This window comes from Caldimonas hydrothermalis, assembly GCF_056746695.1.
On record NZ_JBWQXA010000017.1, the window covers coordinates 1 to 14274 of the forward strand.

At 67.7% G+C, this 14274-nt stretch carries 14 protein-coding genes; 11 read left to right on the top strand and 3 right to left on the bottom strand.

Translation table 11 applies throughout. The features are described from left to right. Positions 1-477 precede the first annotated feature (477 nt). The 5 genes from AC1ECW_RS15525 to AC1ECW_RS15545 all read left to right on the top strand — a co-directional run bounded on the left by AC1ECW_RS15525 (position 478) and on the right by AC1ECW_RS15545 (position 3301). Positions 478-741: a hypothetical protein gene (locus AC1ECW_RS15525; RefSeq protein WP_409706303.1), complete on the top strand. Its 264-nt coding sequence runs from the start codon at positions 478-480 to the stop codon at positions 739-741. A gap of 50 nt (positions 742-791) precedes the next feature. Then, a complete protein-coding gene (locus AC1ECW_RS15530) occupies positions 792-1715 on the top strand; it encodes an EndoU domain-containing protein (RefSeq protein WP_409706300.1) in 924 nt (307 codons plus the stop codon). A 97-nt stretch (positions 1716-1812) separates the two neighbouring features. Continuing rightward, entirely contained in the window at positions 1813-2139 is a 327-nt protein-coding gene (locus tag AC1ECW_RS15535; RefSeq protein ID WP_481202207.1) for a hypothetical protein, read from the top strand. Next, the gene (locus AC1ECW_RS15540) at positions 2114-2572 is read left to right on the top strand and encodes a hemagglutinin repeat-containing protein (protein WP_481202208.1); all 459 of its coding nucleotides are present in this window, start codon (positions 2114-2116) and stop codon (positions 2570-2572) included. The genes AC1ECW_RS15535 and AC1ECW_RS15540 overlap by 26 nt, the downstream gene beginning before the upstream one ends. A gap of 198 nt (positions 2573-2770) precedes the next feature. Next, a complete protein-coding gene (locus tag AC1ECW_RS15545) occupies positions 2771-3301 on the top strand; it encodes a hypothetical protein (protein WP_409706290.1) in 531 nt (176 codons plus the stop codon). Between the two features lie 28 nt (positions 3302-3329). Here the strand turns inward: AC1ECW_RS15545 and AC1ECW_RS15550 are convergent, their stop codons facing one another. Together AC1ECW_RS15550 and AC1ECW_RS15555 are read right to left on the bottom strand one after the other, a co-directional pair. Further along, positions 3330-5192, bottom strand: a complete 1863-nt coding sequence (locus tag AC1ECW_RS15550) for a M48 family metalloprotease (protein ID WP_481202209.1) — start codon at positions 5190-5192, stop codon at positions 3330-3332. Between the two features lie 202 nt (positions 5193-5394). Continuing rightward, on the bottom strand, positions 5395-5673 hold the full coding sequence (locus AC1ECW_RS15555) for an HU family DNA-binding protein (protein WP_409706284.1): 279 nt from the start codon (positions 5671-5673) through the stop codon (positions 5395-5397). A gap of 238 nt (positions 5674-5911) precedes the next feature. Between AC1ECW_RS15555 and AC1ECW_RS15560 the strand changes: the two genes are divergently transcribed. The 6 genes from AC1ECW_RS15560 to AC1ECW_RS15585 all read left to right on the top strand — a co-directional run bounded on the left by AC1ECW_RS15560 (position 5912) and on the right by AC1ECW_RS15585 (position 12275). Beyond that, entirely contained in the window at positions 5912-6322 is a 411-nt protein-coding gene (locus AC1ECW_RS15560; RefSeq protein ID WP_409706281.1) for a DUF2946 family protein, read from the top strand. A 93-nt stretch (positions 6323-6415) separates the two neighbouring features. Beyond that, positions 6416-8692, top strand: a complete 2277-nt coding sequence (locus AC1ECW_RS15565; protein ID WP_481202210.1) for a TonB-dependent receptor — start codon at positions 6416-6418, stop codon at positions 8690-8692. 11 nt (positions 8693-8703) lie between these two features. Next, positions 8704-10026: a PepSY-associated TM helix domain-containing protein gene (locus AC1ECW_RS15570; RefSeq protein WP_481202211.1), complete on the top strand. Its 1323-nt coding sequence runs from the start codon at positions 8704-8706 to the stop codon at positions 10024-10026. 44 nt (positions 10027-10070) lie between these two features. Then, the gene (locus AC1ECW_RS15575) at positions 10071-10574 is read left to right on the top strand and encodes a copper chaperone PCu(A)C (RefSeq protein WP_481202212.1); all 504 of its coding nucleotides are present in this window, start codon (positions 10071-10073) and stop codon (positions 10572-10574) included. Between the two features lie 106 nt (positions 10575-10680). Beyond that, on the top strand, positions 10681-11598 hold the full coding sequence (locus AC1ECW_RS15580; RefSeq protein ID WP_409706270.1) for a patatin-like phospholipase family protein: 918 nt from the start codon (positions 10681-10683) through the stop codon (positions 11596-11598). 44 nt (positions 11599-11642) lie between these two features. Next, the gene (locus AC1ECW_RS15585; protein ID WP_481202213.1) at positions 11643-12275 is read left to right on the top strand and encodes an L-threonylcarbamoyladenylate synthase; all 633 of its coding nucleotides are present in this window, start codon (positions 11643-11645) and stop codon (positions 12273-12275) included. Between the two features lie 3 nt (positions 12276-12278). Here the strand turns inward: AC1ECW_RS15585 and AC1ECW_RS15590 are convergent, their stop codons facing one another. Then, on the bottom strand, positions 12279-14249 hold the full coding sequence (locus AC1ECW_RS15590; protein WP_481202214.1) for an ATP-binding protein: 1971 nt from the start codon (positions 14247-14249) through the stop codon (positions 12279-12281). Between the last annotated feature and the right edge of the window lie 25 nt (positions 14250-14274).

The window sequence follows — 14274 nt, forward strand, 5'->3', positions numbered from 1 at the left end:
CAGAAACTCGCGCTTGCGCGTCCTCTTGGTCTTGCGCTCGAATCCGCTCTCGCCCAGGCTCATTTGCTTCATGCCGTCAATGTCTCACATCGGAGCAGAGGTGCCGAGGTTTTGCAGACCTTCCCATAGGCATCACCGGCATTGCACTCATGGTTGGGCCATGGTATTTGCTTGATAAGGCAAATACACTGACTTTTTTCCTATTGATCGCTGGCGCGGTATTAGCAGGAATTTCTCGTGCTGATGCGTTGTCTGATCTCCTAAAGCGAGGCAACCCAGGAGACGAGTTCCTCAAGGATTCAGTTCGGAAGATTAGATCAGTCTTTCGAAAGCGATGAGCGCGATGTCTTCATGCAACTCTTGTTGGCCCAAGTAGGCCAGCGCGCGGATCGCATCCTCATCTGTTCTCAAAACAGGTCAGGAATCATTCGAGGCCCGACAGCTAGATCATGCTCGCGACAAAATCGATGGATTATCATGAACAAAATAATGAAAGTTCGCCTGACGACACTACTGGCATTGGTCGGGCTAATTCTGGGTCTCGGCCCTTGGTTATTTTTGGACAATCCATCCAAAGGATGGTACTGGGTATCGCTGGTTGGTGGCCTTATGGTGGCTTATGCTGGTTACGATGCCCAAGCCAAGATGACTGGTTTGGGCGAACCGGGCGAACTCGCCCTTCAAAAAGCTGTTCGCCGCATGAGGGCCTTCCTCTTTCGTGACCGGAACCCGGGAGATTGAAACACCTTGCCATCGGGCACTTCTCGAAACCTCCCTCACCCTCCCAACCCGTGCGCCGGGCGGTCAGCCAGGAGAACGCCCGGCTGATGCGCGAATGCGGCCCGCACTGCACGCAGGCCGACTTTGATCGCATCGACCGGCAGGTGGCCACGCTGGAGCGCTCGCTCAACCTCAGCACCCTGGCCAGCCGCTCCACGCTCACGCCCGAGCAGGCCCAGCAACTCACCCAGACGCTGCTCGAACTCGCCCCGGTCTATGGCACGGGCGAGTCCTTCGTGCAACTGCTCACCGGCAAGAGCTCCGTCACCGGCGAAGAGGCCAGCCGCTTCTGGGCCGCCGTCGGTGTGGTGCCCGTGGCAGGCGGGCTCGTCAAGAAGGTCGGCGAGCCTTCGGTGGAGGCGCTGACGCAGTTCTTCAAGGGGGCCAACACCATCAAACCCGTGGCCACGCCCACCGAGGCCGCCACAGCCCCCAGCGCCCTGAACGCCGCACACCTCAACTCAGAGCTGAGCCACTGGACGAAGATCGTCCCTGACACCAGCCGCGATGCCGAGTACCTGGCCAAGACCGATCGCAGCGTCTTGCAACAGTACAACTTCGACATGAACCACGTGCTGGCCGGCGAGATCAACAAGAACCACAAGGCCACCGGCTACCATGCCGAGTTCGCCGCCGATGGAACAGCGCGCATCAAACCAGACGCCCAAGTCATCTACCATCCCAATGGCACCTACGAAGCCCCAGTGCAGATCTTTGATGCCAGCAAGGGGCAGTGGGTGGACAAGCCCCGAGAATCGACGTTCTTCCCACCCTCGTGGTCCCAGGCGCGCATCGAGTACGAGGTGACCGAGGCGTTTAAGCAGGGCGCGCCAGGAACTAGGTTCGACGCCATCTCCCCCAGTGGAATCAGAATCCGGTTCAACTGGGATCCGAAAAATGGTCGCACCACCTTTTATCCCCTTGGGGATCGATGAAATGAGTCCTCATCTCACACTAGTATGTCGGCCCAAGATTTGGACCACTGACACACAGCAAGGCAAGCACTACAGTGTCGATCTTGATCTTCATGTTGTGGATGCCAAGAGAACCGTCGTCCCGGAATTCGAAATGATGTGCGAGGCCATCGACAGCGACATCCAATCCGCCGAGGGATCGGGGGCAACCGCCTTGGAAGAAATCCGCCGCATCGAATCCGGTGAAGCCGAGCGCATCGAATCCGACGGCAACGCCTGGGTGACTTACATCACCCGCGACAAGGTCTGGTTCGAGGGGCTGTACGGCCAGGGTGAAGGCGGCGAGGTGAGCTTTGCGCAGTACAAGCTGGCCGTGCAGACCTATGTGCGCTTTCTTGCCGATCCGCAGCACAAGCCCATTGAGGTGGACTTTCCGGATCGGTGAGCAGCTCACCGCCCGCGTGGGGCGCGACCTCACCATCCACAGCGTGCAAGACACCGCCACCTACGACAGCCGCCACCACAGTGCCGGCGGCAGTGTCACCATCGGCTACGGTTTTGCGGCCAGCGCGAGCTACAGCCAGGCCCGGGTGAACGCCGAGCACGCCAGCGTGAGCCAGCACAGCGGCCTGCGTGCGGGCGATGGAGGTTTTGACGTGCAGGTGCAGGGCCACACCGCTGTGCAAGGCGGCTTGATCGCCAGCACCCTATCCGCCGTGGACGAGGGCCGCAACCGGCTCACCACCGGCACGCTCAGCACCCAGGACCTCACCAACCGCAGCGAGCATGAGGCCCGCGGCCTCAGTGTGTCCGGGGCTTCAGCTATGGCTCAGGCAAGGCAAGAGGGCCCGAAGGGGTGGATACGCTATGCGGTGTGAAAAATCCGGCATTCTTCCTCGCCCCGCATGCGCTCTTCCCTCCGAAGAGGGTGGCGCTGAAAACGCGGCGTCGATAGCCTTGCCCCGCCTGGAAAGCTTCATCCAGCGAAGTGTCTGGCAGGTGCGCGGACCATCCGATGCTCGAGCATGGCTCGGTCCGTCAGGCGCCCTCTCCGATACATCACCTTCAACCACAACATGCACAAGTCATCCCTGTTCGCCGTCCTCATCGCATCCGTCGCGCTTCTCACCGGCTGCGGCTCGATCTCCACCCAGTTCAAGACGGCATCGGAGCCGGCCGAGACGGAGGCCCGGGCCCGGCTGAGGGTGAAGGCCAACTCGCTGGTGAAGGCCGTGCCGGGCAAGAGTTGTATCGATTGGAGCGCACCGGGCGCGGGGACGGTGTTCGGCGGCATGTTCGGCAGCAGCGGGTATCGCGGCAGATCGCTCGACATGCCGGGCACGACGTCCGACAGGACGAGCTTCGGGGAGATGTATGTGGCGGCCGGTCAGCCCATCACACTGGCGTTTCTCACCACCCCTGAAGGCATCGGGTGCGGCTGGGGACGGGCGTGCCACTGCTCGGTGGCGGGCTCGTTCGTACCGGAGCCGGGCAAGGACTACGAAGCGGTGCTTCGGCTGTTCCCGAGCCAATGCACGCTCGATGTGCGGGAGCTTGGCGAGGATGCCCGGCCCGTGGTGTTGAACCCTGCCACACCCTGCTCCTGAATTTGGCTGCGCCCTTGGGCCATGCATTTCAGCGCTTGCGGCGCCGATAAAACGCCTGCGCCGCACTGCCCCGCACGTCGGCCTCGCTCACGAAAAGGTCCACCACCGTCACGAGCAGCCGCCCGGGGAAGGGCAGGCTTTCCATGAGCTGCTGGACGAGTCCGTGGCCGCGGGCTTCGTCGGGGCGGCGCATCTGGATGAACAGCACCAGGTACACTCGCCCCGGCAGTTCGGGCACGGTCTTGCCGCCGATCCAGGCGGCTACGACCTCGCGCCGGCGGATCAGATCGTCGACCACGTAGCGGCGCTCCAGTTCGGTCCAGTCAGGGGCCACCAGGTGTTCGCAAGGGGGAGTGGCCGTCACCGAGGCCCAGGCGCTGGCTTCAAGTCGTTCGAAGTGGGCCAGGCGCTCGCGCCAGGTGCGGCGCACGGCGGGGTCGCTCGGGCCGGCGTCGCGGCCACCCTGTTCCAGGTGGTCGAGGTGGTCCAGCGCGAGCCGGCAGGCCGCGTAGCCGTGCTGGGGGTGCAGGGCCTGCAGTCGCTCGGCCAGCACCAGGGTTTCGGGATGGGCGGCTGCCTGTCGGGCAAATGTCAGGCGCAGCAGGGCGCGTGCGTGGCCGGGCTCGCGCTCCAGGGCCTGCTCGTAAAGCGCAGCATGGTCGTCGCGGCCGAGTTGCTCGAGGCACTCGGCCCAGTCCACCCATTCCTCGGCGCGCAGGTCGGCGGCGCGGGCGCGGTAGTCGCGCGCGCGCTCGCGGCAGGCGGCCAGATGGCGGTGGTGGTGCTCCCAGTCGCGCCGCGTGTCCTGCCACCACTGGCGGTCGAAGTGGTGCGCGATCCGTGGCGCGGCGCGGCCCAGCAGCGCGATGGACGGCGTTTTGGACCAGGCCGGCACCTGCGGGGGCACACCCAGTGCGGCCAGGCGGTCGCGCGGCACGGGGTGGGTGTCGTCGTAGCTGGGCAGGCGCATCAGGGCCTGTCTCAGTGCGCGCTCAGCATAGGCCTGGTCAGGCCCCTGCAGCAAGGCACTGACCATGTCGGCATGGGGCATCGGGTCGGGGCGCGCCTCCTTGAGCGCCCGATGCCACTGGCGGGGCCAGTAGACCTCGTGGCACCACCGGGACTTGATCTCGAGCTCCATCCAGGCTTCGGCAACCACGTCGGGGCGGCACAGCCGGGCAGCCACGCGGTCGGCCTCGTATTCGTCCTGGCGGGCCAGCGCGAAGGTGCGTGCATTGAAGCGTGGCACATACCAGGCCAGGAATCCCCGGACCAGCCAGGGCAGTGGCCCTTGGTGGGTTTCATACCGCTGCTGCAGACGCCACCAGGCCGAGCGGGTGCGGTAAATCCAGGCCGAGAACTTGCCATGCTCGCCGCGCAGGTGTCCGTATTCATGCGCCAGCACGGCCAGCAGCCGGCGTGGCTCCAAGGCACACATCAGCGGCCAGCCGATGACGAGGTGGTTGGTGTGCCCGAACCACCCCAGACGGGGACGCTGCAGGATCGCAGCGTTGAAGCTGGCGTCAAGCACGACCTCATCGATGAGAGGCCCCTTGACGGCGCTGCGCAGGCGTTCGATGGCCTTGAACAGCTCCGGGGCGTCTGCGGGCGTGACCCGATAGCCCTCGGGCGACGGAAAGCGCGTCACGAGCGCGCGCAGCGTCACCCACAGCAGCGCCAGCGCCGCCAGGCCCAGCCAGATCACCCAGCCGCCCGGGCGGCCGGTGGCCGCCGCCCAGGCCACAGCGCCCAGCCCACCCACGGCCATCAGGGCCAGCACGATGACCACGGCATAGCCCAGCACCGCAAACCACCAGACGCTGCGGCGGTAGCCCTTGGCGTCGGACTCGCAGGCCTGCTCGCTCAGGCGCAGCAGATGTATGAAATCCACGTGTTCCATGGCGTCGGTGACGGGGTCCGGCAGGCCAGTTTAAGAAAGGCGTGCCGGCCTCAGGTACGTGGCCGATGGCCGGCCCGTACAGCCCGCCGAACGGCAAGGGGCGCCCACTTTGTCACGCCTGGAAACGACCACGGCCGGCAAAGCCGGCCGTGGTCGGTGCGTCAGGGGCAACGCCGGTGGGCTCGCCCGCGGCTCAGCGGCCGTTCAGCGCATCCTTCAGGGCTTTGCCGGCGCTGAACTTGGCCCCCTTGGAGGCTTCGATCCGGATTTCCTCGCCGGTGCGCGGATTGCGGCCCGTGCGCGCCGCGCGGTCGGACACGGCAAAAGTGCCGAATCCGGCCCAGGCCACGGTATCACCCCTGGCCAGGGCCTGGGTGATGTGCTGGGCGACGGCGTCGAGCATGCGCTGGGCGCAAGCCTTACTCACGTCGGCATCGGTGGCGATTGCATCGATCAGATCGGATTTCGTCATCAATCAATTCCTTCGTTCAGGGTCATGCACCCCGCCGGCAGCCGGCAGGGAACGAGGGCTGCACTATGGCACGGATCGGGCCGGCCCGAGAGTTGCAAACTGTGACAAGCGACTGCCCGCACGGCACGACTGGCCGCCGTTGCAGGCCTTGCAGACCAGGCTGAAGAACGAACTGGCCCGCTCCCGCCTGCAGCGGCCGGAAGCCACCCCTTGAGCGGCTGAGGCACAATCTGGCCCCATGTCGTCGTCCCGTCGTCTGAGCCTGTGCTGGCTGGCCTTGATGCTGCTGCTCAAGGCCGCCTTGCCTTTGCTGGCCGTCGGGGCGGCCCAGGCCCAAGGCAGGACGCTGGTGGAGGTGTGCACGGTCTATGGTGTCAAGACCGTGGTGCTCGATGCCGGCGGCAAGCTGCTCGGCGACGCGGCCGACCCGGACGACGACCACACGGATGCCACCCATCCAGTCAGCGAGCACTGCGCGCTGGCCAGCATGGTGGCGCATGCCGCACCGGGCGCCGCCTCGGACCCCATGGTGCGGGCATCGCCCGACGAGGGCCGGCCCCCGCCTGCGACGGCGCCGCCGCGTGCCGCGTTGGATGCCGCGGCCCGGTGGGTCGCGCGACTGCATCACGCCCCTCCCGTCCTGAACTGACGACGATCTCGATCGCCCGTTCGCAGCACCTGCGTGCGCTGCGAACCCGTGGGCGCGCCTGTAGCGCGCGCGTCACTTCGTTCAGGACTTTTCGTGAGAACTCTTACCTTGTCTGCGGCGGCGCTGGCTGCCGCAATGCCCTCTACGCTGGTTGTGGCCCAAGGGGTGGCCACCGAAGCCTCGCTCGCCCCCGTGTTCGTCACCGGGCAGCGCGTCGATCTCGACCCCACGCTGCCGCACACGAGCGCCAGCCAGACGGCCGAGCAGTTGCGTGACCAGAACCTCGTGAACCCCGAGGATGCGCTGCGCTATGTGCCGGCCACCACCATCCGCAAGCGCTACATCGGCGACCGCAATGCGCTGATTGGCGGGCGCAACTTCGGCCCGCTGCAGCCCTCGCGGGCGCTGGTCTATGTGGACGGCTATTTGCTGTCGAACTTCCTCGGGCGCTTCGATGCGCCGCGCTGGAACATGCTCACGCCCGAATCGATCGAGCGGGTGGACGTGCTGTACGGCCCATACTCGGCGCTGTATCCGGGCAACTCGATCGGCACCACGGTGGTGGTGCACGAAGGCCGCCCGAAGGGCTTCGAGGCGTCGGCACGGTTGGGCGGACATCGCCAGCGCTTCAGCGCCTATGGCGACAAAGACCACTACGACGGCCACCAGCTCAGCGCGCGCATCGCCTCGCGGCTGGACAACGGCCTGTGGTACGCGCTGCACCTGAATCACCAGGACAGCACCTCGCAGCCGATGCAGTACCACACGAGCACCACGCTCACACCGGGCACGACGGGCACGCCCGTCACGGGCATCCGCTACGACACCGATCCGCTGGGCCGCCCGCGGGCGGTGTTCGGCGCCAACAGCGGCGCCATCGACCGCACCGAGCAACACACGATCAAGCTGCAGCTCGGGCAAGATCTGACGCCGACGCTGCAGGCCAGCGGGTTCGTGGCGCACTGGGTGAACGACTCGGCCACGCGCAACCGCACTTTCTTGCGCGACGCCAACGGCAATCCGGTGTGGTCGGGCTCCGTCACCGATGGCACCTACCAGTTCACCATTCCGGCCGCGACGTTTGCCCCCTCGCAACGTGACGAAGCCCATTGGCAAGGGGGCTTCACGCTCAAAACGCGCCATGCCACGGGCTGGAACGGCTCGCTCGTGGCTTCGCTGTACCGCATTGCCCACGATGAAGCCCGCCAGGCCAGTCAGCCCGACCCGGTGGCGGCACAGGGGGGCGCGGGCACGCTCACCCGCCGCGATGGCACGGGCTGGCACACGCTGGAGCTGCAAGCGGCCTACACGCCCACGGCGGGCGACTTCGGCAACGGCCGTCATGCCTTGACCTTCGGCGTGCATCGCAACGGCTACCGCCTGGATCAAACGGTGGACAACCTCAGCGACTGGCGCCATGGCAGCGGCAGCCTGGCCCAGTTCTATCGGGGGCGCACCGACATCACCGCCGCATACGCCCAGGATGTGTGGGCTTTGCGCGAGGACTTGCAGCTCACACTGGGCCTGCGCGTGGAGCATTTCCGCGCCTATGAGGGCGAACAGCTGGCCGCCAACGGCGTGTACACGGTCTACGGTGAGCGCCGTCTGAACGGCCGCTCGCCCAAGGCCTCGCTGGCCTGGTGGGCCACACCCGACTGGCTGTTCAAACTCAGCGCTGGCCATGGTGTGCGCTTTCCCAACGTGGAAGAGCTCTACAACGGCACGGCCACCGGCACCAGCGTGATCGTGAGCGACCCGAACCTGCAGCCCGAGCGCTCCACGGCCATCGAGCTGTCGAGCGAACACACGGGCGCGCGGCATCGCCTGCGGGTGTCCGTCTTCCACGATGTCGTGAAGGATGCCATCTTGCGTCAGAGTGATGCCACCGTCACGCCCAGCGTCACCAGGGTGTCCAACGTCGATCGCGTTCGCACGCGCGGCGTGGAGTTCGTGTGGGCGCGGCAGGATGTCTTCGTGCGCGGCGTCGATCTGGAAGGCCACCTCGCCTTCACACGCAGCATCATCACGGCCAACAGCCGCGACCCCGCCAGCGTGGGCGCCGACTGGCTGCGCGTGCCCAAATCGCGCGGCGCGCTGCTGGCCAGTTGGCGGCCCAACGACCGGTGGCGCACCAGCCTGGGCCTGCGCTACAGCGGACGCGCCTACAACGACGTCTACAACCGCGACATCCAACCGGATGTCTATGGCGGTGTCTCGCGTGTCAAGCAGCTCGACTGGCGCGCCAGCGTCAAGCTGCAACCCAAGCTCGAATGGGCGGTGGGCATCGACAACCTGACCGACCAACGCGCCTGGCAGTTCCACCCTTACCCCGGCCGCACGCTGCACACCGAGCTGCGCTGGGTGCATTGAGCGAGGATCCGATGCACACGAACCCCTCCTCAAACCGCAGGGCCGCCTTGTATCGCGTGTTCTGGCGCATGCACTTCTGGGCGGGACTGGTCACGGCCCCCTTGGTGGTCGTGGCCGCGCTCACCGGCTTGCTCTACGTCGTCACGCCGCAGGTCGAGGCCTGGCTGCATGGGCCTGTGGATCACGTGACGCCAACCGACACAGTGCTGCCCCTGGATGTGCAGATGGCTGCCGCGCGCTCGGCCGAGCCCTCGCGCCCCCTGCGCTTTGCCGTGCCGGCGCATCGCCCGGGCGACACAACCCAGGTGCATTTCGGGCCGGACCCGTCCGCCCCGCCGCGCGCCGACGGACTACCCGCCGGGCGCATCGTCTATGTGAACCCGCACACCGCCGAGGTCGTCGGCGCACTCGACGAATTGCAACGCTACCGGAACTGGGCGCGTAAGCTGCATGCCTCGCTGCTGCAAGGCGAGCGCTGGCGCTGGCTGATCGAGCTGGCCGCCAGTTGGCTGCTGCTGATGCTGGCCACCGGGCTGGCGATGTGGTGGCCGCGCGGCGGCTGGCGCGCCCTGGGCGCCGCCTGGCGGCGCCCAGGCGTGGGGCCATTGCGCGTGCGCTGGCGCCACTGGCACACCACCGGCGGCGTGCTGATGAGCGGCGCGCTCGTGGTGATCTTGCTCACCGGCCTGACCTGGTCGGCCCACACCGGCGAGCGCTTCCGGGCCGCCCAGCAGGCCCTCGGGCAAGCGGCGCTGCGCCCGCCGGCCGATCTGCGCAGCGCGCTGCCGGCCGATGGGCGCACCCCGCTGTCGTGGCAGGCGGCTTACGAGGCCGCCCGTGCCCAGTCGCCGGACATCTCGATGATGCTCACCCCGCCGCGCGGGCCCGAAGGCGTGTGGCGCGTCGAGAACTTCGACCGCAGCCAACCCACACGGCGCTTCGTGCTGGTGCTCGATGCCTATCGTGGGCAAGCCCTGTTTGCCGCCGGTTGGGACGAGATGCCTGTGCTCGCGCGCGCCACCGCGGTGGGCATTCCCTTCCATCGCGGGGAGTTCGGCCTGTGGAACCAGGTCCTGCTCATCCTGGTGGCGCTGGGGTGCATCGGCGCGGTCGTCTCGGGCCTGCGCATGGCTTGGCTGCGCCGGCCCGCGGGCGCCGGCTGGCCCGTGCCTGCGCTGCCTGCATCGGGCTGGCGCGCCGTGCCCATCGGGCTGTGGCTGGTGCTGGCTGCGCTGGCCTACGCCCAACCCGTGTTCGCCTGCAGCCTGCTCGTCTATGGTGTGGCTGAGGGCATCACCGCCGTGTGGCGTCGCCCGGTACCCGACGCCGCATGATCGCAAGAGCGTTTTTCTTCGCAGCCTCTGAAGGAGTTTTTCGTATGAGCCTCTCGACCCTGACCCGGCGCGCCGCGCTGATTGTCGCCAGCACGCTGGCCCTGTCTGTCCAGGCCCACGACTACCGTGTGGGCGATCTCGTCATCGATCATCCTTGGGCTCGCGCCACCGCACCAGGCCAAAAGGCCGGCGGCGCCTACCTGAAAATCGAAAACCGGGGGCCGAGCGCAGACCGGCTGCTGTCGGCTGCTGCGCCGGCCGAGCGGGTCGGCCGCACCGAGCTGCACAGCATGCGCATGGAAGGCACCGTGATGCGCATGCGTGAAGTCGCCGCCATCGACATCCCGGCCGGCCAAACCGTGGCGCTGGAACCCGGCGGGCTGCACATCATGATGATGGGCTTGACATCGCCGCTGAAGGCCGGCGAGACGCTGCCCTTGGTGCTCCGCTTCGAGAAGGCCGGCTCGGTCACGGTGCAAGTCCAGGTCGAAGCGCTCGGCTCCGCGCCTGCGAAAGGTCATGAAGCCGGCGGCCACCACAAGCACTGAAGTGCCGAAACCCTCCCCCAAGTGAGAGGCCGGCCCGGCGCTCGCGATGGGGGATACTTCCAAGCGGGGAGCGGCCCGGATGCGCCCCCTGAAGAGGAGGAGGCCCATGCTCGATCCGTCCATCCCGGTGGCCTTGGTGTTGGGCAGTGGCGGCGCGCGCGGCCTGGCTCACATTGGGGTCATCCGTGCGCTGCGTGAGGACGGTGCCTATCGCATTCATTCCATCACCGGCAGCTCGATGGGCGCTCTGGTGGGCGGTCTGTACGCTGCCGGCAAGCTCGAGGCCTACACCGACTGGGTGTGCGGCCTGTCGCGCACCGACGTCTGGGCCCTGATGGACTTCTCGTTCACCCGACGCGGGCTGATCGAGGGCGAGCGCCTCATGAACAAGCTGGCCGATCTGGTGGGCGATGCCCGCATCGAGGAGCTGCCACTGCCTTTCACGGCCGTGGCCTCGGACATCCGGCGCCGACGCGAGGTCTGGTTGAACGAGGGATCGCTGTTCGAGGCCATCCGCGCTTCGATCGCGGTGCCGGGCCTGTTCACCCCGCTGGAGCGACGCGGCGTGACCCTGGTGGACGGCGGCCTGCTCAGCCCGCTGCCGATCGCACCCAGCCTGCGCCATGGCGCCGAGCGCATCGTCGCCGTCTCGCTCAACGGCCCGCCACTGCCCCGCTCGCGCAACGGTTCGGGGCCAGGCAGCGCGACCGCCGACGAGCCGCCGCGCACGGCCTTGCAGCGCTGGATCGAGCGCACGCGCGACAGCCTCGGACTGGCGCGCGGCAGCGACGAACCCTCCGACGATGCCTTCGACATCATCAGCCGGTCGCTGGAGGCGATGCAGGACCGCATCGCGCGCTACCAGATCGCGGCCTACCGGCCTGACATTCTGGTGGAGATCCCCGCCAACGCCTGCGGGCTGCTCGACTTCCATTGCGCCGAACGGATGATCGCGATGGGCCATGCACAAGCCCGTGCCGCACTGGAGCGCTCCCGCGACATGATCCCGGGCGCCGGGTTCTGAACGGCCTGCGTTCTGCACACTGACACTGCGGCGACAATGCCCGCATGGCTCAATACTTCGAAGTCCATCCCGACAACCCGCAGCCGCGCCTGCTGAAGCAGGCTGCGCAGATCCTGCATGGCGGCGGGGTCGTGGCGATCCCCACCGATTCGAGCTACGCCCTGGTCTGCCATCTGGACGACAAGGCGGCCGCCGAGGCGCTGCGCCGCATCCGCGGCGTGGACGACAAACACCACCTCACGCTGCTGTGCCGTGATCTGTCCGAGCTGGCCAGCCATGCGCGCGTGGACAACCGGCAATACCGCCTGCTCAAGCTGGCCACGCCGGGTCCCTACACCTTCATCCTGGAAGCCACCAAGGAGGTGCCGCGGCGGGTATCGCACCCCTCGCGGCGCACGATCGGCCTGCGCGTGCCCGACCACCGCGTCACGCAGGCGCTGCTGGAGGTGTTCGGCCAGCCGCTGCTGGGCACCACCCTGATCGCCCCCGGCGAGAGCGATCCGATGAACGACCCGCGGGAAATCCGCGAGCGGCTGCAAAAGCAGATCCAGGCGGTGATCGACGCCGGGGCCTGCCCTCGCGAAGCCACCACAGTGATCGACCTCAGCGGCGACGAACCGGTGCTGGTGCGGCTGGGCCGGGGAGACCCGCTGTCGCTGGGGCTGGCGCCGCAGTGAGCGTCAGGAGCCGGTGGTGTCGCGTGCGGGTGTGGTGGCGCCACACCCTGTGGGCACCCAGCGGCACAGCATGCGGTGCAGCACCGTGGCATCCAGCGGCTTCGTGAGGAAGTCGTTCATCCCGGCCTCGAGCGCCGCGTCGCGCTCGGACACCAGGGCCGCGGCCGTCAGCGCGATGATGGGCAGCTCCTGGGCCCCGAACCAGCGGCGCAGTTCCCGTGCGGCCTCGATCCCCCCCATCCCCGGCATCTGCAGGTCCATCAGCACCAGCGCATAGGGGCGGTGCTCGCTGGCGGCCGCCCGCACGGCCTCGATGGCCGAGCGACCGTCGCTGCAATGGGCCACATCCAGGCCCCATTGTTCGAGCATCGCCACGCCGATGAGCAGGTTGACCGGGTTGTCCTCGACCAGCAGCACACGCAGGCCCCGCAGGTTGACGGATTCTTCCGCCGGCGCCTGGGCGATGGCCTCCTCGTCGGTCCACGGCAACGGCAGCTCGACCCAGAAAGTGCTGCCGCGGCCGGGCTGGCTGTCCAGACCGACCTCCCCCCCCATGAGCTGCGCCAGTTCGCGACAGATCGACAGCCCCAGGCCGGTGCCGCCATGGCGGCGCGTCGCGGAAGTGTCGGCCTGGCTGAACGGGCGGAACAGCCGGCCCTGCTGCTCGGCCGGGATGCCCGGGCCGGTGTCGCTCACGCTCAGGCGCACGCGCTCGCCCCCGGCACGCCCGGCTCGGAGCACCACCTCGCCGCGCTCAGTGAACTTCAGGGCATTGGACAGGTAATTGCCCACGATCTGGCGCAGGCGCACGGCATCCCCGCGCACCCTGGCCGGCAGGTCCTCCGCCAAGACCAGCCGCAGCGCCAGGCCCTTGGCCTGGGCCGTCTCACCGTGAGCGCGCTCCAGGCCCTGCAACAGGCGGTGCAGGTCGAAAGGAGCCGATTCGATCGCGAGCTGGCCCGCCTCGATCTTGGACAGGTCGAGGATGTCGCTGATGATGTCGCGCAGCACCTGCGCGCTCTCCAGGATGCGCTGCAGGTAGTCAAGGCGGCGGCGTTCGTCGATGTCGCTGCGCAGCGCCAGGCGGGCCATGCCCAGCAGGCCGTGCAGCGGCGTGCGCAGCTCGTGGCTCGTGTTGGCCAGGAAGGCGCTCTTGGCACGGCTGGCGGCCTCGGCGGCATCGCGCGCGGCCGCCAGTTCCTGCTCGAAGCGCTTGCGCTCGGTGATGTCCTCGACGATCCAGATGGTGCCGCCCACGGCAGGCTCGACACGATCGACCGCACGACCACGCACCTTGCACCACAGCGTGCTGCCGTCGCGCCGCGCCATCAACGACTCGGTCTCGAAGGGCTCGCCGCGCGACAGCACCGGGCCGGCCTCGCGGCCGATGCGCTGGTAGTCCTGTGCGCTGCACCACACCACCGAACCCGGCTGGCCGGTCAGCGTGCCCGGCGGCCAGCCGAAAATCTCCTCCATGCGCGGGTTGGCATGCACGAAGACACGGTCGCGCGTGAAAGCAATGCCGATGGAGGCATTCTGCAAGATGGCATCTTGCTGCAGGCGCACACGTTCGATCTCCGAGACGTCGCGCACATTGAGCACGAGGTAGGACAGGCCCTGCCAGTCGAAGCACGAGCCCGAGACCAGCATCTTGAGCACCTGGCCGCTCTTGATGCGGAAATGGACGACCAGGTCGCGCACTGCGTGCTCGCGTGCGATCGCCTCCAAGAGCCGCTGGCGGTCAGCGGCGTGGACCCAAATGCCCAGCTCGGAAGATGTCCTGCCGATCACCTCCTCGGGGGTGTAGCCGGTGATGCGTGTGAACTCGGCATTGACCATCACGTAGCGGCCGGTGGCCCGCTCGGTGAGAGTGATGCAGTCCGGGCTGGTCTCGAACACATGGCGCAGCAGCTGCGGCGCGCGCTCCAGGCTCGTTTGGGCCGCCGGCCGCCTGGAACGCTGGTGGGGGTTCATACAGGCCGCCCGCTTCGGCTGCGGC